Below are 19,603 nucleotides of genomic sequence, written 5' to 3'. Positions count from 1 at the left end.
GGGCCATGGCTCATCAGGAGGTGCCCATGAAAATCTCGGCCAAACTGGCATTCTTCGCCATCGTCGGCACCCTCGCCTACCTCGGTCTTGCCGTGTGGGGAATAGGCGGCTTTGCGGCGTTTTTTGCGCAAGCGTCGCTGGTGGTGGTTGCCCTCGCTACCGTGGTGATGACCGTGTTGTCGCTGTTCACCGAGGTCAATCTGAGTTCCGGTGAACGTGAAGACCGGGGCAATCGCTGGGTGCTTCCGGCGTTCGGGGTGATCGGTTTGCTGAGTGGGTTCCTGCCGGCCTACACCGACCGGATCGACTTCTGGACTTTTGGCGGTGAAGGCCTGCGCTGGATGGGCGCGTTGCTGTTCTGCCTCGGCGGCGCGCTGCGCTTGTGGCCGGTGTTTGTACTGGGCAAGCGCTTCAGCGGATTGGTGGCGATTCAGCCGGGGCACACGCTGGTCACCGACGGGATTTACCGGCGCCTGCGCAACCCCAGTTATTTGGGGATGCTGGTGATTGCCGTGGGCTGGGCACTGGCCTTTCGTTCGGGGGTCGGGCTGTTGCTGGCGGCGTTGACCGTGATTCCGCTGATTGCGCGGATTCATGCGGAAGAGGCGTTGTTGAGGGCGCAGTTTGGCGGGGAGTACGACAGATATTGCGCCAGCACATGGCGGCTGATACCCGGACTTTATTAGCCACGCCCCCGAACAAATGTGGGAGCGGGCTTGCTCGCGAAGGCGGTATGTCAGGTAAATAAATGCTAACTGACCCACCGCTTTCGCGAGCAAGCCCGCTCCCACATTAGATTTGTATCAGGCGGATATGGTGGTCGGGATCCACGGATGCGGTGACCGTCTGATAGTTCGCCAACGTTGCATGTTGCGTCTGGATCGGATGCTCATGCGTTTCAGTAATGATCAGCAAATCCGCCCCCGCCGCTTCTGCAGCGAGAATGCCTACAGTGGCGTCTTCGAAGATCAGGCAGTCCGTAACCTCGACACCCAAACGCTTGGCTGCCAACCGGTAACCCGCTGGATCCGGTTTACCGGCGCTGACCTCTTCGGCCGTTACCATGACCTCCGGCTCGGGAATCCCCGCTGCCGCCATCCGGCGCAACGCCAGCGCTCTCGGCGCGGACGTCACGATCGCCCACTGACCGGCCGGCAATGACCGAAGGAAAGCCGCAGCACCACGGACCTCGACAACCCCCTCCACGTCCTCGATTTCCGCCTCGGTAATCCATGCGGCTTCCGCTTGGGCATCAACACCCGGCAACCCCTGGCGGTTCACCGTGTCGATGGCGCGGGTGCCGTGGATGGTTGGCAGGAAGGACGTGACATCCACCCCATGCCGCACAGCCCAGACCGTCCAGATCCGCTCGGCGGCGGCAATGGAGTTGAGCACGGTGCCGTCCATGTCGAACAGGAACGCGCGATACGGTGTGTTGAAAACGGATCGATGAGCAGACAAGGATGAGCTTCCTCTCGCAAGGGCCTGGCGGGTGTGCCGAGCAATGTAGCATTTACTTGCGAGATGGACTCATGCAGCGCATTAACGTTTCAGCTGAGAGGTTTGGACTTCAAGGCGCCCTCGACGCAGTCGAGCAATTGACCGAGTGCCCAAGGCTTTTTGATGAACGAGACGGAATGCCTGACCCCGGAACTTTGCGGGGTTTCAAAACCGGACATGATCATGATCGGTTTTTCTGGCCAGCGGTCGCCAAACTGATTGGCCAGGTCAGCGCCATTCAGCGTGCCCGGCATGGTGATGTCGGTGAGCAACAGGCGGACGTTGTCCGAGTGTTGCTCCAGGTAAACAGAAGCGGCATCCGCGCTGGTCTGTGGCTGAACCACGAACCCCTCCTCCTGAAGAATTTCGCAGAGAAATTCCAGGATCAGCGGGTCATCCTCGACCACCAGAATCAACCCGCCAGTTACGTTCGTGTCCACCGTCGATACTGGCCCCATGATTTCAACACTCCCTGAATACACCCATGATTTCGCGCAATAAATCCGCTGCTTATCAAGTATGAGCAGCGGACTTGGCGGAAATTCATTTTTGATACACAGAGGTTATGAAATCAGGCGTCCTGCAAAATCAGATCGGCGCCCTTCTCGGCCACCATCAACACCGCCGCGTGGGTATTGCCCGACGTCACGTTAGGAAAAATCGACGCATCGACGATGCGCAATCCCTCAAGACCATGGACTTTCAAACGCGGGTCGACCACGGACTTCTGCTCGTCCGAGCCCATGGCGCAGGAACCACACAGGTGGTAGATGGAACCACTGTTGTCGCGAAAATACTGCAGCATTTGTTCGTCGGTTTCGACGACCGGCCCCGGCAACACCTCTTCAACCGTGATGTCCTTGAGCGCCGGTGCTTGCATGATTTTGCGCATCAAGCGACTGCCCTGGATGACCTCGTCGATGTCCTTCTGGGTGCTCAGGTAATTCGGGTCAATCAGTGCGGCGTCCCGTGGATTTTTCGAGGCGATCTCGATATGCCCGCGGCTGGTCGGCCGGCACGGGTTGAAGCACAACAGAAAGCCTGAGTACGGCTCCGGCTTGAGGCTGGCCTTGTTGTTTTTCGGGATCTGGTACGACAGCGGGTTGAAGTACAGCTGCAGGTTGGGGTTGGTTTGCTGCTCGTTGCCACGGAAGAATCCGCCGGCCTGATTGACGCTCATCGCCAGCGCGCCCTTGCGGGTGAACAGGTACTTCAGACCGAGTTTGAACTGACCGAACAGTGAACTCAGCTCATCGTTGAGCGTCGGGATATTGGCCTTGTAGTAATAGCTGGCGCACAGGTGATCCTGCAGGTTTTGCCCCACCGCCGGCAGGTGCTTGACCATCGGGATCTTGTGTTTGGCCAGCAACTTCTGGTCCGCGACACCGGACAGTTGCAGGATCTTCGGCGTGTCCACCGCGCCGGCGCACAGAATGACTTCCTTGTTGGCAGTGAAGGTTCGCACCACGCCATGCTGGGTGATCGAAATGCCAGTCGCGCGGCCGTTGTCGAACAGCACACGGTCGACCAGGGCGTAATGCTCGACGGTCAGGTTCGGCCGGCTCAAGGCCGGGTGCAAATGCGCGAAGCTGCTGGAGCAGCGTTGACCCTTTTTGGTGTTGACGTCGTAAATGCCCGAGCCTTCGAATTTCGGACCGTTGAAATCGTCGCTGTGCGGGTAGCCGAGTTCATCGCAGCCTTTGAGGAACACATCGCAGATCGGATGGGTCTGGCCCTTCATCGGCGTGATGCTGATCGGACCACTGCCGCCGTGGTATTCGCTGTCGCCCAGCGGATGGTTTTCCAGTTTGCGGAAATACGGCAGGACGTCTTTGAAACCCCAGCCTTCGTTGCCGTTGGCCGCCCAATCGTCAAAATCGTGGGCCTGGCCACGGACGTAGATCATCGCGTTGATCGAACCCGAACCACCCTGCACCTTGCCGCGGGGTGCGTAGATTTCGCGGTTACCCAATTGCTTTTGTGGCTGGCTGTAATACATCCAGTTGAACGTCGGGTTGTAATACATTTTGGCGAAGCCGACCGGGATCTTGAACCACAAGGAACTGTCCTTGCCGCCCGCTTCCAGCAGCAACACCGAATGTTTGCCACTGGCGGACAGCCGGTTGGCCAGGATGCAGCCTGCGGCGCCAGCGCCAGCGATGATGTAGTCGTAAGTCATGCAGGGTTACCGCGTAAGTCGTTTACAAAAAAACCACCCCAGCAGTCAGGGGCGGCACAGTACCTGTGGGAGCGGGCTTGCTCGCGAAAGCGGTGGGTCAGCCAATATTAATGTCGACTGACACGACGCCTTCGCGAGCAAGCCCGCTCCCACAAGGGAACTGCGCCAGCTCCGTCGTGGGCGGCAGATCCGCTCAGCCTCTGGCTGGCGATGTGTCTTTGACGTCCGCCGGGGTCGGCGCCATTTGCAGGTGCAGGCGTGAACCGGTGTACGGCGAATGCTTGCGCACCACGTCCATGTTCAACTCCACACCCAAACCCGGCTCGGTGGACGGGATGATGTAGCCGTCCTCCCATTGCAGTGGCTTGGTCAGGACTTCGGCATGGAAACCACCCCAGGTCATGATGCTTTCCTGGATCAGGAAGTTCGGCGTGCAGGTCGCCAGCTGGAAACTCGCGGCCGCGCCAATCGGCCCGTTGTAGAGGTGCGGGGCAATCTGCGCGTAGTAGGCTTCGGCCATGCTGGCGATCTTTTTCGCTTCCAGCAGACCGCCGCAACGGGCGACGTTCATCTGCAGAATCGACGCGCCGCCGGCTTGCAGCAGCTTGAAAAATTCATACTTGGTGGTCAGGCGCTCACCGGTGGCAATCGGAATCGAAGTCTTGGCCGCGACCTGCGCCATGGCGTCTTCCTGACCCGGCGGCACCGGTTCTTCGAACCACAGCGGGTCGTACTTCTCCAGGCGCTTGGCCAGGCGAATCGCCGAGGACGGGACCATTTGCCCGTGCGTGCCAAACAACAGGTCGCACTTGTCGCCCACGGCTTCGCGGATCTTGCGGCAGAAGGTTTCGCAGCGCTCCAGCACTTCCAGGGAAATCTGGTGCCCGGAGTACGCGGTGTAAGGCCCGGCCGGATCGAACTTCACGGCGGTGAAGCCTTTGTTCATGTTCTCGATGGCGCACTCGGCGGCCAGGTCCGGGTCGTCGTAGTCATACTCGCCCTTGCTGTTCACCGGGTAAAGGTAGGTGTAGGAACGCAGGCGTTCGTTGACCTTGCCGCCGAGCAATTCGTAGACCGGCTTGTTCGCCGCTTTGCCGATGATGTCCCAGCAGGCCATTTCCAGGCCGCTGACCACACCCATCATGGTCAGGTCCGGACGCTGGGTGAAACCGCTCGAATAGGCCTGACGGAAGAAGCGTTCAATGTGGTGCGGGTCGTGGTTGAGCAGGTAGCGTTCGAACACGTCTTCGATGATCGGCAACATGGCTTTGGGGCCGAAGGTCGCGGCGTAGATCTCGCCCACGCCTTCGATGCCGCAATCGGTTTTGATCTTGACGAACAGCCAGTACATCCCGCCGATGTGCGGTGGCGGTACGGCGACGATATGGGTTTCAAGGGCGACGATTTTCATCTCAGGCACCTGTCTTCGAAGTTTTACGATTGATACGAGCACGCAAGGTCAGCGCTGCGAGGGTCCCCAGCAGGCCAACGAAAGCGATGTAGCCGAAATACAGCTTGTAACCAAAGGCGCCGGGGAAATGCTCGGTGAGGTAGCCGTTGATCAACGGAATGAACGCGTCCGGCAGGTAACCGACCACCGAGACAATGCCGATGGCCAGGCCGGTGATGCGCAGCGGAATGTTGCAAGTGTCGAGGATCGCCCAGTACAAACCGCGAATCGCATAGGTCATCAGGCCGATGAAAATCACCGTGCCGACCAGCAGGCCCATGCTGTTGAGTGCCGGGAACACGATCAGGCCGACCATCGCCAACGTCGCGCAGAACAGCGCCACGATAAGCACCGAGATATTGGAGAACTTGTCGCCCAGCCAGCCACCGCCGATGCCACCAATCGGGCGCATCCACAGCTTGATGGTGGTGATAGTCCCGGCCATGACTGCGGTCATGCCGCCGCCCTGCAGGTAGTCGGAGAAACTGTAGGTGGCCCAGAAGATGTGATAACCGCAGAACACGATGGCCGTCACCAGCCACAGCTCAGGGATTTTCACCAGGGTGGTCAGGTCGCTGAGCAGGTTGTACTTGCCCTTCTCCACCGGCGCGGTGTCGTCCATCGACTTGGGGTCTTTGATCAACACCAGCACGCAACCGATGACGATGCAGGTAAAGGCATAGAGATAGACCACGTGTTTGAAGCCTTCGGCCGCCGACTCGCCGCGAGTCTCGGTGGCGAAGGCAAACAGCCCCAGCGCGACGGTCGCCAGCAACGCTTCGACCAGCCCGCGACCGCCATCGAGGATGCCGAAGAAGCGGCCCTGCTCGGTGTGATGGGCAATCATCTTCACGCGCTTGAGCACCGAGGCCCAGAACGTCAGGCCAGTGGTCAGGCCCCAGCATCCGAAGATGATCATCAAACCGGTCATCGACGGCGCGGTGGAGTACCACAGGCCCAGGGCGCCGGTGGCGACCAGCGAGAAGAAAATCAGAAAGCGTGGGGCGATACGGTCAGCCAGCCAACCGCTCGGCAAATAGCTCAAGAGGAAAATCGTGCCGAGCATCGAGTACAGATAACCCAGCTCGCTGTGGCTGATCTGGAACACTTCGAGCATGGTGGTCTGGTAGACCTGGCGCAGGTACAGGATCGGGTAGATCGCACCGGCGGCCAGCACCAATAACATCAGTTGGACATAGCGACTGCCCTTGTCACTCTGGCTGATTGAACCCGCATTCGAACCCTGAACAGCGGCAGCAGTGGATGCTTGCTTGGACATCTAGGTGACCTCTGGCCGCCCGGTCGTCCGGGTGGCCCTGTTAATTGTTTTTATGGGTGTTGCGTGAGGCGTGTTGCCGGTGGATCAGTACTTCATGACCACGAGACGGGTCTGGGTGAATTCGAGCATGCCGTGCTTGCCGTCATCGCCGCCCAGGCCCGAGCGTTTCCAGCCGGCGTGGTAGCCCTGGTACGGATCGGCCGGGGTGCGATTGACGTAGAGCTCGCCGGCTTCGATGGCGTTGGCGACTTTCATCGTGGTGCGGTAGTTCTCGGTGTAGAGCACCGAGGCCAGGCCGAACTGATGGTCGTTGGCCATCGCCAGCGCTTCATCGATGTCGCGATACTTGAGCACCGGCAGTACCGGGCCAAAGATTTCTTCCTGGATGATTTCCATGTCCTGGCGGCAGCCGCTGAGCAGCGTCGGCGGGTAGAAATGGCCGTTGCCTTGCGGAATAAAACCACCGGTTTCCAGAACCGCGCCGTCGGCGATGGCGCGCTCGACCATGGCGTGGATGTTCTGCTGCGAACTGGCGTTGACCAACGGGCCCATCAGGCTGGCGTCGGTGGCGCGGTTGCCGAATTTCACGGCGCTGATTTTCGCTTTCAGCAGAGCAAGGAATCGGTCGTAGATGCTTTCCTGCACGTAGACCCGCTCCACCGCCGTGCACAACTGGCCGCAGTGGGTGGTCTTGGAGGCGACGATGGCGGTTGCGGCGGCTTCAAGGTCGGCGTCGGCTTCGATGATTGCCGGGGTTTTGCCGCCCAGCTCCAGCGAAGGCTTGGCGATGTTGGCCTTGCAGTAATCGAGCACGATGCGCCCGGCGTTGACGCTGCCGGTCAGGGTGATCAGGCCCACAGCCTTATGGGTGCACACGGCGGCGGCGGTGACGTGGTCCATGGTCAGGATGTTCACCACGCCGGCGGGCAGTCCGGATTGCGCCACAGCCTTGGCGATCTCAAAGGCCGACGTCGGCGTGTTGTTGCTCGGGCGTACGACCACGGTGTTGCCGGCAATCAGCGCCGGGGCGATTTTGCGCAGCAGCGTATAGACCGGGTAGTTGAACGGAATCAGGCACGCGACCACACCAATCGCTTCGCGGTGCAGGAACAGGTTTTCGTTCGGGCTGTCGCTGGGAATGATCTCGCCTTCAATGCGGCGAGCCCATTCAGCGTGATAGCGAGTGATCTGCGCGGCGTAACGGGCTTCGTTGCTCGCATCGGCCACGCTTTTGCCGGACTCGGCCGCCAGGGCGGCGCCGATGTTTTCAGCGCAAGCGTCCAGCGCGTCGGCGAAGGAGCGCAGGTGTTCGGCGCGTTCGATGCTGGTGAGTTTGCCCCAGACTTTTTGGGCAGTGGCAGCCGCTTCTACCGCGTTGACCGCTTCAGCAGTGTTGGCCGCCGAGACGTGGCCGACCAGTGCTTCGGTCGCCGGGTTATAGACTGCGATCAGCGCGTCGCTGGCAGGTTCGATAAATTGGCCGTTAACAAAGTTTCGCTCGAGTCGCATGTGCATCGCCCATCGTTGTTTTTATCCAGTTCGAGCAGTCTTGGCATCCTGAGCGGGTTGAACAAACGATTTATTGAGCGGGTAAACATTCGAAAAATGCAGGTTACTCTGCAACAACGCGGTCCCCTGTGGGAGCGGGCTTGCTCGCGAAGGCGGTGGATCAACCAATATAAATATCGACTGACACGACGCCTTCGCGAGCAAGCCCGCTCCCACAGGGGGATTTGTGTGGCTTAGAGGGCCGCGGTGGAGGGTTCGAGCTGTCGTTGTGCCAACCAGATTTCTTCCTGCAACCACTGGCTGAACACCTGCAATTGCGGCATCAGGGTCTGCTCCGGCCGGGTGACCAACCAATAGGACTGATGCCCTTCCACATGCACGTTGAGCACCTGGGTCAGCTGCCCGCTGGCCAGTTCCGGGGCGACCATGTGCCAGTCGGCGATGGTGATGCCCAAGCCATCGACGGCCGCGCGGATCGCCAGGTCCAGCAGGTCGAATTCATACCCGCCCTGGGTGTCGACCCCGGTGATGCGTGCGGCGTCCAGCCAGTGTTTCCAGGTCAGGTAGCGCTGGTCTTCCCGAGCCAGCACATGCAACAACGTCAAGCGATTGAGGTCGATGCCCTGCTCGCTCCACTCCCGCGCATACAAGGTCGGCGCGCACACCGCGATGTGCCGTTCCTGGATCAGCATCGAGCTGTCCAGGCCATCCCATTCGCCATCGCCGAAACGGATCGCACAATCGAGCGTGCTGGTTTCCGCCAGGCTGTCCTGCAAGCGCGTGGTGATGCTCAGTTCCAGCTCGGGGTGCTTCTCGCGCAACCGCCCCAGACGCGGCATCAGCCAACGGTTGGTAAAGGTTGGCGGCGCATTGATGTGCAGGCGATTGGAATGGGTTTTCTGCTGGATGCTGCGTACCGTCAGCTCAATCTTGTCGAAGGATTGATGCAATGCCCGCAGCAGCACTTTGCCGGCGCTGGTCAGTTCGAGGTGATGGTGGCGGCGTTCCAGCAGGCTCTCACCGAGCTGTTCTTCCAACTGCCGCACCTGGCGACTGACCGCACTCTGGGTCACGTTCAACAACTCGGCGGCGCGGGTAAAACTACCGGTGCTGCCGGCCACTTCAAACGCTTTGAGGGCATTCAGACCGGGCATTTTGCGTTTCATGAAAAGCACTCGAGGACGTTAGCTGATCGGCCAAGCATCCCATGGCCGCCACACATTGTCCTACAGGATTTTCTCAGTAACATGCATCTGAGGAAGGTTCCCGCGGATTTTTAATCGTTTGTTCAACCCACCGTTCATCGCAAGACTGGCCGGCATCTCATATAAAAATAACCGAGAGCTGCCCCATGCCCTTCTCTGCTTCCCTGCGCCTCAGTCCTCTGTACATCGCTCTGCTCTGCACCTTTGCGGCCCCTGCCATGGCCGTGCAAGTGACCGACAATCTTGACCTCGGCGGCGCGGTTCGTGCGCGCTGGGACTATGACCCGGATCGCGACATCCAGAAGTTCGGCCTGGACACGGTGTTCCTCAGCGCCAAGTACAACTCCGACACCTGGATCGGTGAGGCCCAGTATCGTTTCTACGGCCGGTCCTATCCCTACCAGTACACCAAGAACTACGGCGACATCCAGTTCGCCAAGTTCGCGTGGGCCGGCTACAAGTTCAACCCCGACCAGCAGGTGCAAGTGGGCCTGAACACAGTGGCGTTCGGTTTGCAGCCGTACTTCGGCAGCACCTTCTACGAAACCCTGGGCAACGTCATCGGCCTGGAAGATGTGCAACAGGTCGGCGCCAAGTACATCCAGCAATCGGGTGACTGGAACGTCCAGGCCGGCTACTACTTGCGCCCGGCGTGGCAAGGCAAAGGCACCAGCAACGGGGTCACTTACTCCAGCGTGGTGTCCGAAGCCGACAGTTACGTCGCGGACGGCAGCAACAATCAGGAGCGCAACATGGTTGTGCTGCGGGTGGCCAAGGCGCTGGACCTGGGACCGTGGAAATCGGAAGTCGGTCTTTCCGGCCTGTCTTCTTCCCTGCAGAACCACGACACCGATGACAACGGCCGGCGCAATGCGATGGCCATTCACTACAAGGGCCAAAACGGCCCGTGGGGTGTGCAATTGCAGGCGGCGCGTCAACAGATGTCGCCGCGCAATCCTGGCACCGATGAGCTCGTCACCCTCGGCGGGTATGACGGCACGTACAACGTTGCCAGTCGCGGCAACTTGTATGTGGCAGATCTCAGTTATGACGTGGCCGGCAAATACCTGTTCGATCAGGTCAGCGGGGTCAAGCTGTACGCCAACTACAGCGCCTTCGATAAATCCGCCACCGAGTTCAAGACGTCGGAGCGGATGATTTTGGGCAGTTCGTTTTCGGTGAGCAAATTGTGGGTCGCGGCGGAGTGGTTGTTTGGCAAGAATGATCCGTATATCGGCGGGAGCAGTTATACCCAGAGTCTGGGGGCTGGGGGGAGTGATCAGTGGGAGAATCAGTTGTATGTGAACGTTGGGTATTACTTCTGATCGGGTATTTCTAGCGTCCTTTAGGACGCCTTCGCGAGCAAGCCCGCTCCCACATTTGACCGCATTCCCGGCAACGACTCGGTCAAATGTGGGAGCGGGCTTGCTCGCGAAGGCGTCAGTCGAATCAACACTTGCATCAGCCCTTGGCAAATAGTCAGATAGGCACCACAGAGACCGCCACCAAAACAATAAACCGGCCCGACGCAACAACGGAGGCTGGTACGGAGTCCACCTTCGATGCGTCAACTGCCCTCGCTCAATATGCTGCGCGTCTTTGAAGAGGTCGCGCGCCATCGCAGTTTCAGCCAGGCAGCGCTGGGCCTGAACGTCACTCAAGGCGCCGTCAGTCGGCAGATCAAGCAACTGGAAGACTACCTCGGCGTCGCGCTGTTCGTGCGCACGCCCCAGGGTTTGTCGCTGACCGAATCCGGCATCGCCCTTTCCCCGCACCTCGCGGAAGCCTTCGATCACATTGAACGCGCCCTGCAAGCCGTGCGCGTGCCCAACCTGCGCCAGCGCCTGAGAATCCTCGCGCCACCGACCTGGGCGACGCGCTGGTTGTCGGCGCATTTGCGCGTGTTCTGTCAGCGTTATCCCGACATCAGCCTGAGCGTGACCAACCAGGCCGGCCACGACAGCCTTGCCGAAATCGACTGCCACATCCGCTTCGGCCTCGAAGCCAACAGCCATTGCAGCAGCCAATTGCTGGTGATGGAACGGCACATCGCCGTGGCCAGCCCGGAGTTGTTCAGCGACGGTCAGCCACCGGACCTGCGGGGCTTTCCGCTGCTGCACATCCTGCACGACGGCAAACGCCTGAAGGTCTGGGAAAACTGGCTGGTGGCCATGGGGCGCGACGATGTCGATGCGGGGCAAGGGCTGGAATTCAGCACGCTGGATCAGGTGATCCACACCGCGCTAGCGGGGGGTGGGTTGGCGGTGATTGACCGGCAGATGATCGAGAAGGAATTGGCCAATGGCAGCCTGCTGCCGATTACCCCGGTTGAGGTAATCGGGCCGTATGGCTATTGGCTGGATGTGGCGAATGACAAACAGGGGTTATCGAAGGTGCGGTTGTTTACGGATTGGTTGGGACTGGTCAGCAATCCCTGAAGCCACCGACATTCTAATGTGGGAGCGGGCTTGCTCGCGAAGGCGTTGGGTCAGTCAATATTGATGGTGACTGACACTCCGTCTTCGCGAGCAAGCCCGCTCCCACATTTGAACTTTGACAGTCAGCTAGATCGGAGCCGGGACTTTCACCGCCACCGCAGCACCACCCTCCACCGGGCTCTGTGCCTTGCACGCCTGGCTCAGTGTCAGCGATTTGGTTTCCGGTGCCCACGCCCAGGACAGCCAGGCGCCGATGGCCAGAATCGCCGCCAGAATCCCCATCGTCGGGCTCAAGCCAATTCCCGCCACACTCACCGGCAACAGGAACGTGCTGATCGCCGAACCCAAGCGGCTGACCGCTGTGGCCAGGCCAATCCCGCTGGCCCGCACTTCAGTCGGGAAACTCTCGGCGGGGAACACGCCCACCAGGTTACTCACCGCCGACAAGACCAAGGTGAACAGCCCGAACACCAACACCATCAAGAACGCTGCACTGCTCGGCAACACCGCCAACATGAACAGCGCGACCGCCAGGATGATGAACGAGTTGATCAAAAACCCGCGTCGCGAGAATTTGATCGTGCACCAGATGCCGATCAACGCCCCGAGGATCAGCAGCATATTCAGCATCAGCTCGGTGCCGAAACCTTCGGCCAAGCCCATTTTCTGCAGAATCGACGGCAGGAAGGTGTAGATGGCGAAATACGGCATGACGATGCAGACGAAGAACAGGCAGTTGAACGCGGTGCGCTTGCGGTATTCACGGCTGAACAGCACCGCGTAGCCGGAACGGGTTTCGGTGGATTGGGTTTCGTCGAGTTCAACGTTGGCGCCCAGGTGTTTCTTGACGATGGCTCGTGCTTCGGCAATTCGGCCCTGGTTCACCAGCCAGCGCGGCGACTCCGGCGTGCCGATGCGCGCAATCAGAATCAACGCCGCCGGGATTGCCGAAGACGCCAGCATCCAGCGCCAGGCGTCATCACCCAGGCTAAGCATGGCAGTGCCGACAAACGTCGCGGCCACGTAGCCGAAGGTCCAGATCACGCTGAACGAACCGAGCAGCACGCCACGATGTTTCTTCGGCGCGAACTCGGCCAGCATGGCGTGGCCGACACTGAAATCACCGCCCAGCCCGATGCCGATCAGCACCCGGCACAGGAACAGACCCATGGCGGTTTCGGCGTAGAACTGCATCACCGAGGCGATGGTAATCAGCACGAAGCTGACCAGGAAGATTTTCTGGCGGCCGACCTTGTCGGAGATCCAGCCGAAAAACAGGCTGCCTAGGAACAGACCGATCAGTGCCGAAGCGCCGATCAGCCCCTGCCAGAACGCATCAAGGTGCATCTGCGGGCTCAGCAAGGTGAACGCGATGCCGATCAGGCCGAGGATGTAGCCGTCGGTGAAATGCGCACCGAAGGTCAGGCCGGCGATTTTCAGGTGAAAGCGCCCGATGGGCAGGTCGTCGATTTTTACCGGTTGTACGGACATGTAAATCTCCAATTGTTGTTATTGACGGAGAAATGAAACCGATCGTGCTATCCCTGTAGGAGCAAGGCTTTGTGGCGAGGGGGCTTGCCCCCGTTGGGGCGTGAAGCGGTCCCCTGCGCCTTTTCAAGCCCACCGAGTCGTCTGGGTTTACGACTGCTTCGCAGCCGAACGGGGGCAAGCCCCCTCGCCACAAAGCCTTGCTCCTACAGGGGGTTGTGTGGGGGTTAGAGGCCGCCCATCAACAGGTATTTGATTTCCAGGTAGTCATCCAGACCGTACTTCGAACCCTCGCGACCGAGGCCCGACTCCTTGATGCCACCGAACGGTGCCACTTCCGTGGAAATGATCCCTTCGTTAATCCCGACCATGCCGGCTTCCAGGCCTTCTGCCATGCGCCAGACGCGGCCGATGTCGCGGCTGTAGAAGTAAGCCGACAAGCCGAAGGGCGTGTCGTTGGCCTTTTGCAGCACTTCAGCTTCGTCCTTGAAGCGGAAGCAGGCCGCCACCGGGCCGAAAGTTTCTTCCTGGGCGATCAGCATCTCGCTACTGGCTTCGGCGAGGATGGTCGGCTCGTAGAACGTGCCGCCGAGCGCATGACGACGGCCGCCACACAACAGCTTGGCGCCCTTCTCCAGCGCATCACCGACGTGCAGTTCGACCTTGACCAGCGCCGCCGCATTGATCAGCGGGCCTTGCTCGGTTTCGCCGTCCAGCGCACTGCCGACGCGCATCGCCGCAACCGCTTCCGCAAGTTTGCCGGTGAAGGCTTCGTAGACGCCGTCCTGAATGAAGAAGCGGTTTACACAAACGCAGGTCTGCCCGGTGTTACGGAATTTCGAGGCCATCGCGCCTTTGACAGCCGCGTCGAGGTCGGCATCGTCGAAGACAATGAACGGCGCGTTGCCGCCCAGTTCCAGCGAGACCTTTTTCAGCGTGTCCGCCGCCTGACGCATCAGCAATTTGCCGGTGCGTGTGGAGCCGGTGAACGACAGTTTGCGCACGATGCTCGACGCTTGCAGCGCCCCACCGATGGCCACCGCATCGCCAGACACGATGTTGAACACACCCGCCGGAATACCGGCCTGCTCTGCCAGCACCGCCAGGGCGAAGGCCGACAGCGGCGTCTCTTCCGACGGCTTGAGAATCATCGTGCAACCGGCGGCCAATGCCGGACCGACCTTGCGCGTGACCATGGCCAGCGGAAAATTCCACGGGGTGATCGCGGCGACCACGCCGATGGCTTCCTTGACCACGATGATCCGCGCATCAGCCTTGTGGCTCGGAATCACATCGCCATAAGCGCGCTTGGCTTCTTCGGCAAACCATTCCAGAAAACTCGCGGCGTAGACCACTTCGCCCATGGCTTCGGCCAACGGCTTGCCTTGTTCGCGACTGAGCAAGGTTGCCAGATCCTTCTGGTTGCTCAGCATCAGCTCACTCCAGCGCTTGAGCTTCTGGCTGCGCTCCTTGGCAGTGAGCTTGCGCCACGCCGGTAATGCTCGGTTGGCAGCTTCAATTGCCAGCTTGGTTTCTTCGGCACCAGCCTTTTGTACGTCAATGATCAACTCGCCGTTGGCCGGGTTGAACACCGGGTAAGTCGGGCCACCGGACGACCATTGGCCGTCGATGAAATTACCCGTGCGAATCAGCTCGCTCATGCCACAGCCTCAGTCAGGGTGAAGCGTTCCAGACCCGGACGGGCCGAACGCAAGATGCGTTTGCCGGCGGTGTAATCGTTGATTACGTCGCACGGGGTGTAATTGCGTTCGAGTTCGTGCAGTTCTTCTGCGTCGAGTCTGGTATCGAGCGCGGCGAGCGCGCTGTCGAACTGTTCGGTGGTATCTGCGCCCACCAGCATGCAATCCACGCCTGGATGGTTGGCCACCCAGGCCTGGGCGATTTGCGCGTTGGACACACCGCGAGCACGGGCCACGCGTTGCACCGAATGGGCAATTTCGAACGAGGCTTCGTCGCTGTACATCTGCTGGGTGAAGAAGTCAGTCTGGTTACGGGTCGACTGTACGTCGCCGGTCAGCAAGCCACGGGCCAGCGGGCTGAACACCGAGACGCCGAGGCCTTGGTCGCGGCAAAACGGAATCATCTCGCGCTCTTCTTCGCGGTAGGCGCAGTTCAGTTGCAGCTGCATGTTGATCGGCTTGACCCAACCGTTGCGCTCGCAAGCCATGAGTATCTTCGCCAACTGCCCGGTGAGCATGGTCGAGACGCCGATGTAGCGCGCCTTGCCGGAACGCACGATGTCGTTCATGGCGCTCATGGTTTCTTCGACCGGGGTGTTCACATCGAAGTAATGCAGCATGAACACATCGACGTAATCCATGTTCAGGCGTTTCAGCGAGGCGTCGATGCTGTCCATGATGTGCTTGCGCGAATGGCCGCTGGCGTTGATGCCATTGCGGGTGCCGTAACCGACTTTGGTGGTGATGACCAGGTCTTCGCGACGGGCCAGGCGCTTGACGATGCGCCCTACCACTTCTTCGCCTGTACCTGCGGAATAGAAGTCCGCGAGGTCGATGAAGTTCACGCCGTTGTCCAGGGCGTGCGCGACGATTGGTTCGCTTTTCTTCTCGTCGAAGATCCACGGTTTCCAGTCCGGGGTGCCCATGTTCATGGTGCCCAGGCACAGGCGGGAGACTTGCAGGCCGGAGTTGCCCAAACGAATGTATTGCATGGCGCGGACCTCAGGCTTTTGGTGTGTAGAAAGGGTTGCTGATGTGATTGACCACATCCGCCAGTTGCGCGGTTTCCGGTTTGCCGGTCAGCGCGGCACGGATCGCCGTGCGGCAGGCGTTGTAGTTGTTCAGGTAGACCGCATCGAGGTCATCGCAGGCCGGATTGACCCAGTTGGCGGTGACGATGGCCCACTCGTCTTCGGCTTCCGGCGGCAAGGTGCCGTCCAGCAGCGCTTCGAGTACAGCCTTGGCAATACCGGCCTGCGACGCACCCCAGGTGGCATTGCCGTGCAGGTCGCTGCTGATCGCGGCTTTGTTGACGTAAAGGGTCATTGGCTTGACCGGAATGTTCGGCTGCGCAATCACCATGAATGGGCAGTGACCCTGGCTTGGCGACGCCAGGCTGTTGGCAAATGCCTGGCCGGCCGGGCCGTTGCGCGGGCCGATCAGAATATTGATGTGCGCGGCATTCACGCCCGGGCCTTCGAAACCTTCACCGATGTACAGGTCGAGTTCTTTCATGAGTCGTTACTCTTCAGGGAGTTGAGGTTGATCAGAAACGCACGCAGGCAGCGGGCCTGGCGTGGCAAATGTCGGGGTTCGAAGAGCGCAGCAGGTCGCTGGCGAAGACGCGGCAGTGATGATGAGTCATGGTTGCAAACGCTCTTTTTTGTTGTTGATGAGCTGGTTTGCGATTTTTTAACACCGGGGGTTTGCGGGGCTGTAACCATTAAAAGTCATGAGGGCATGAGTTCAAGTCATACCCCCAAAAAACCTGTGGGAGTGAGCCTGCTCGCGATAGCGTTATAACAGTCGATATCAATATTGACTGGTAGACCGCTATCGCGAGCAGGCTCGCTCCCACAGTAGATTGTATTGTTTGGGCTTACTGCGACATGGCGTCTTTTTTCATCGTGTCTTTGCTCATGCTGTCCTTGGTCATGGCATCTTTCTTCATGGTGTCCTTGGACATTGCATCTTTGGACATGGTGTCTTTCTTCATGGTGTCCTTGGCCATGGAATCTTTCTTCATGGTCGTGTCTTTTTTCATCGTGTCCTTGGACATGGCGTCCTTGGACATCGAGTCGTTACTCATGGTGTCGCTGCTGGTGGTATCGGCAGCAAAAACACTGGCGGCACCCAGTGCGATGCACATGGACAGTACGGCGGTCGCTAACTTTTTCATGATGTAACTCCTTGAAGCTCAGGTTGCGGACGGGTGAAGTTGCTTGTCAGCTGCCACCGAACCAGTTGTAACCCTGGTCTTCCCAGTAGCCACCGCTGTAGGTATTGCTGACGAAAATCGCCTGAATGTGTTTGGGGTTTTTGTAGCCCAGCTTGGTGGGCATGCGCAGCTTCATGGGGAAGCCGTACTGGCGAGGCAGCACTGCGCCGTCATAGGTCAGCGTCAGCAAGGTTTGCGCATGCAGCGCGGTGGCCATGTCGATGCTGGTGTAGTAATCGTCTGCACATTTGAAACCGACGTATTTGGCATCGGTGTCGGCGCCGACGCGCTTCAGGAAGTCGCTGAACCGGACGCCTCCCCAACGTCCGATGGCACTCCAGCCTTCGACGCAAATGTGCCGGGTGATCTGTTCGGTTTGTGCCATGGCGCGCAGTTCTTCGAGCCGCCAACTGTGTTTATCACCAACCATGCCGGTCACTTCCAGCCGATAGCTCTCCTCCTCCACCGTCGGTGCTTCGTCAATGCCGTAGAAGGCATTGAAGGGAAACGGCCGGGTGATCATGGATTCCGGATAGGTCGGCGCCATGGCGTTGGGATTGAACAGCCAGCCTTGCACCCGATCGTTGAAGCGCGACATGGACGACAATGCGGTGTCGACGCTTTCGTTGTCGGTCAGGTTGCAGCCAGACAACATCGCCACCCCGCCGAGGGTCAGGCCGCGCAGCAGGAACGCGCGACGCGAGCGGCCAGGGATCTGCGGGGCGAGGATTTTTCGGGCGTCCGCCAGGATCGCTGACTCGTCCAGCCCGGTACTTTCGATGCGCTTTTTCATACCCGCTCCTTGCGACCGACGATCATCGTCCACAACGTTTTTGGAACCAGTGCCACCATCACCAGATGCACCGCAACGAAAGCCACCAACAACGACATGGCGAAGAAATGCACCCGTCGCGCGCCTTCGTAGCCCGCCAGCAGTTCACGCAACAGCGGAAACTGGACAGACTTCCAAAGCACCAGCCCGGAGACCACCAACAGCGTGATGTCGACCATCACGAACAGGTAAGCCACCCGTTGCACCTGGTTGTAATGACTCAGGTCGGCATGGCTCAACCGCCCTTTCAATGCGGCCCACAGGTCATGCAGGACACCTTTGGGAGAGACGGGCAGAAAACGGCGTTTCAGGCGACCGCTGAACAGATTGATGGCGAGATAAATCAGGCCATTGATGGCCAGAAACCACATCGCCGCGAAGTGCCATTGCAATGCGCCACCGAGCCAGCCGCCCAGCGTGATCGATTTGGGAAAGCTGAAGTCATAAATCGGCGAGGCGTTATAGATACGCCAACCGCTGGTGACCATGACCAGCACGGCCAGGGCGTTCAGCCAATGGGTCAGCCGTAACCAGCGAGGATGGCTATTGACAGTGGGTGAAGCAGATAGCTGCGACATGTCCGGCTCCCTGCAGTTGATCGTTGGAGCCGAGTATGGGAGCCGATTGATCGCCAAATCCTCACGTAAAGTTAAATTAAACGTGATAACTCCCGACGCGTTGCAACACGCCTTGCCCTGCAATTGTGGTTAAAATGCCGCCCCCTCAAATTGCCGACCCCGCCCGATGAACTCAGACGCACTTGCCACCCTCCACGCCCACCTGCTGACGGCCCTGGCAGCGGCCCCCGCAGAAACCCGCCGGCTGTTCCACGGCCGTGGCCGCTGCTGGCCGGGGCTGGAGCAGTTGACCGTTGACTGGTTGCAGGGCGTGGTGCTGGTCGCGCTGTTCAAAGAGCCGGAAGCGGCGCAGCTGGAAGATTTGAAACGACTGCTGATGCAGATCACCCAGTCACCCGAGTGGGCACAATCCGGCGCGCACACCTTGCTGCTGCAACATCGCTACTTGCTGCAAAGCACCACCGAGTGGCTGCTGGGCGAGGTGATCGACGAGATGACCATCACCGAGGGCGGCTTGCGTTATCGCGTGGACCTGGGCCGTAAACAGAACACCGGGCTGTTCCTCGACATGCGCTACGGCCGTGACTGGGTACGGGCCAATGCCCAGGACAAGCGCGTATTGAACCTGTTTGCCTACACCTGCGGTTTTTCGGTCGCCGCCATCGAGGGTGGCGCCGAGCACGTGGTCAATCTCGACATGTCCAGCCCGGCCCTGAGCCGTGGACGCGACAATCACCGGCTCAACGGGCACGATTTGAGTCAGGTCAGTTTTCTTGGCCATGACCTGTTCAAGTCCTGGGGCAAGGTGATTGGCAAGGGGCCTTATGACCTGGTGATCATCGACCCGCCGTCCTTTCAGAAAGGCAGTTTTTTGCTGACCAAGGATTACCAGCGCGTGTTGCGCCGCTTGCCGGAACTGCTCAGCCCTGAGGGCACGGTGCTGGCCTGCATGAATGACCCGGCGTTTGGGTCTGACTTCCTCATTGATGGCGTCATGCGTGAAGCACCGAGCCTGCGTTTTGAACAGCGGCTGGAGAATCCACCGGAGTTTCCGGATGCGGATGTTGAGTGCGGGTTGAAGGCATTGGTGTTCAGGCAGTAAAACCGAGTCGCACCCTTCGCGAGCAAGCCCGCTCCCACATTCGACCCCACTCTCATATGAGAACTCGGTCGAATGTGGGAGCGGGCTTGCTCGCGAAGAGGGTCTACAGTCGGCCAATCTCTGTC

General features: G+C 59.7%; 18 protein-coding genes. 4 read left to right on the top strand and 14 right to left on the bottom strand.

The annotated features are described in order from the left end of the window. The first annotated feature begins 26 nt into the window (after nucleotides 1–26). Nucleotides 27–686: a methyltransferase family protein gene (locus EAH78_RS24620; protein WP_140669854.1), complete on the top strand. Its 660-nt coding sequence runs from the start codon at nucleotides 27–29 to the stop codon at nucleotides 684–686. Between the two features lie 106 nt (nucleotides 687–792). On the opposite strand, the gene EAH78_RS24615 is transcribed toward EAH78_RS24620, so the two are convergent. From EAH78_RS24615 to EAH78_RS24580, 7 genes are all read right to left on the bottom strand, one after another. Further along, nucleotides 793–1,461, bottom strand: a complete 669-nt coding sequence (locus EAH78_RS24615) for an HAD-IA family hydrolase (protein ID WP_140669853.1) — start codon at nucleotides 1,459–1,461, stop codon at nucleotides 793–795. A gap of 89 nt (nucleotides 1,462–1,550) precedes the next feature. Next, entirely contained in the window at nucleotides 1,551–1,958 is a 408-nt protein-coding gene (locus tag EAH78_RS24610; protein ID WP_140669852.1) for a response regulator, read from the bottom strand. A gap of 113 nt (nucleotides 1,959–2,071) precedes the next feature. Next, a complete protein-coding gene (locus EAH78_RS24605; protein WP_140669851.1) occupies nucleotides 2,072–3,679 on the bottom strand; it encodes a GMC family oxidoreductase in 1,608 nt (535 codons plus the stop codon). A 193-nt stretch (nucleotides 3,680–3,872) separates the two neighbouring features. Beyond that, a complete protein-coding gene (locus tag EAH78_RS24600; protein ID WP_140669850.1) occupies nucleotides 3,873–5,090 on the bottom strand; it encodes a mandelate racemase/muconate lactonizing enzyme family protein in 1,218 nt (405 codons plus the stop codon). Between the two features lies 1 nt (nucleotide 5,091). Continuing rightward, entirely contained in the window at nucleotides 5,092–6,408 is a 1,317-nt protein-coding gene (locus tag EAH78_RS24595; RefSeq protein ID WP_140669849.1) for an MFS transporter, read from the bottom strand. Between the two features lie 84 nt (nucleotides 6,409–6,492). Then, nucleotides 6,493–7,917, bottom strand: coding sequence for an aldehyde dehydrogenase (gene aldA, locus EAH78_RS24590; RefSeq protein ID WP_140670143.1), 1,425 nt, complete (start codon nucleotides 7,915–7,917; stop codon nucleotides 6,493–6,495). Nucleotides 7,918–8,150: 233 nt separating this feature from the next. Beyond that, a complete protein-coding gene (locus EAH78_RS24580) occupies nucleotides 8,151–9,083 on the bottom strand; it encodes a LysR substrate-binding domain-containing protein (RefSeq protein WP_140669847.1) in 933 nt (310 codons plus the stop codon). A gap of 185 nt (nucleotides 9,084–9,268) precedes the next feature. Between EAH78_RS24580 and EAH78_RS24575 the strand changes: the two genes are divergently transcribed. Both EAH78_RS24575 and EAH78_RS24570 read left to right on the top strand, forming a co-directional pair. Beyond that, nucleotides 9,269–10,447 (top strand): hypothetical protein, encoded by a 1,179-nt coding sequence (locus EAH78_RS24575; RefSeq protein WP_140669846.1) that lies wholly within the window; start codon nucleotides 9,269–9,271, stop codon nucleotides 10,445–10,447. 237 nt (nucleotides 10,448–10,684) lie between these two features. Then, the gene (locus EAH78_RS24570) at nucleotides 10,685–11,560 is read left to right on the top strand and encodes a LysR substrate-binding domain-containing protein (RefSeq protein ID WP_140669845.1); all 876 of its coding nucleotides are present in this window, start codon (nucleotides 10,685–10,687) and stop codon (nucleotides 11,558–11,560) included. A gap of 126 nt (nucleotides 11,561–11,686) precedes the next feature. On the opposite strand, the gene EAH78_RS24560 is transcribed toward EAH78_RS24570, so the two are convergent. From EAH78_RS24560 to EAH78_RS24530, 7 genes are all read right to left on the bottom strand, one after another. Next, a complete protein-coding gene (locus EAH78_RS24560) occupies nucleotides 11,687–13,051 on the bottom strand; it encodes an MFS transporter (protein ID WP_027924704.1) in 1,365 nt (454 codons plus the stop codon). 224 nt (nucleotides 13,052–13,275) lie between these two features. Then, nucleotides 13,276–14,709 (bottom strand): NAD-dependent succinate-semialdehyde dehydrogenase, encoded by a 1,434-nt coding sequence (locus tag EAH78_RS24555; RefSeq protein WP_140669844.1) that lies wholly within the window; start codon nucleotides 14,707–14,709, stop codon nucleotides 13,276–13,278. Continuing rightward, a complete protein-coding gene (locus EAH78_RS24550) occupies nucleotides 14,706–15,740 on the bottom strand; it encodes an aldo/keto reductase (protein ID WP_123435753.1) in 1,035 nt (344 codons plus the stop codon). Before EAH78_RS24550 ends, EAH78_RS24555 begins: the two co-directional genes overlap by 4 nt. Nucleotides 15,741–15,750: 10 nt before the next feature. After that, complete coding sequence (fae, locus tag EAH78_RS24545) at nucleotides 15,751–16,263, bottom strand: formaldehyde-activating enzyme (protein WP_008043405.1); 513 nt, start codon at nucleotides 16,261–16,263, stop codon at nucleotides 15,751–15,753. A gap of 364 nt (nucleotides 16,264–16,627) precedes the next feature. Beyond that, a complete protein-coding gene (locus EAH78_RS24540) occupies nucleotides 16,628–16,927 on the bottom strand; it encodes a pentapeptide MXKDX repeat protein (protein ID WP_140669843.1) in 300 nt (99 codons plus the stop codon). Between the two features lie 46 nt (nucleotides 16,928–16,973). Then, entirely contained in the window at nucleotides 16,974–17,759 is a 786-nt protein-coding gene (locus tag EAH78_RS24535) for a molybdopterin-dependent oxidoreductase (RefSeq protein WP_140669842.1), read from the bottom strand. Continuing rightward, nucleotides 17,756–18,376 (bottom strand): cytochrome b/b6 domain-containing protein, encoded by a 621-nt coding sequence (locus tag EAH78_RS24530; protein WP_140669841.1) that lies wholly within the window; start codon nucleotides 18,374–18,376, stop codon nucleotides 17,756–17,758. Before EAH78_RS24530 ends, EAH78_RS24535 begins: the two co-directional genes overlap by 4 nt. A gap of 166 nt (nucleotides 18,377–18,542) precedes the next feature. Here EAH78_RS24530 and EAH78_RS24525 point away from each other — a divergent pair, with 166 nt between their 5' ends. Next, complete coding sequence (locus EAH78_RS24525; protein ID WP_140669840.1) at nucleotides 18,543–19,478, top strand: class I SAM-dependent methyltransferase; 936 nt, start codon at nucleotides 18,543–18,545, stop codon at nucleotides 19,476–19,478. Nucleotides 19,479–19,603: the final 125 nt, after the last annotated feature.

This window comes from Pseudomonas arsenicoxydans (genome assembly GCF_006438915.1).
Taxonomy (GTDB): domain Bacteria; phylum Pseudomonadota; class Gammaproteobacteria; order Pseudomonadales; family Pseudomonadaceae; genus Aquipseudomonas; species Aquipseudomonas arsenicoxydans_A.
The sequence above is the reverse complement of the archived record's forward strand: the minus strand, read 5'-3'. Positions and strand labels throughout refer to the sequence as shown.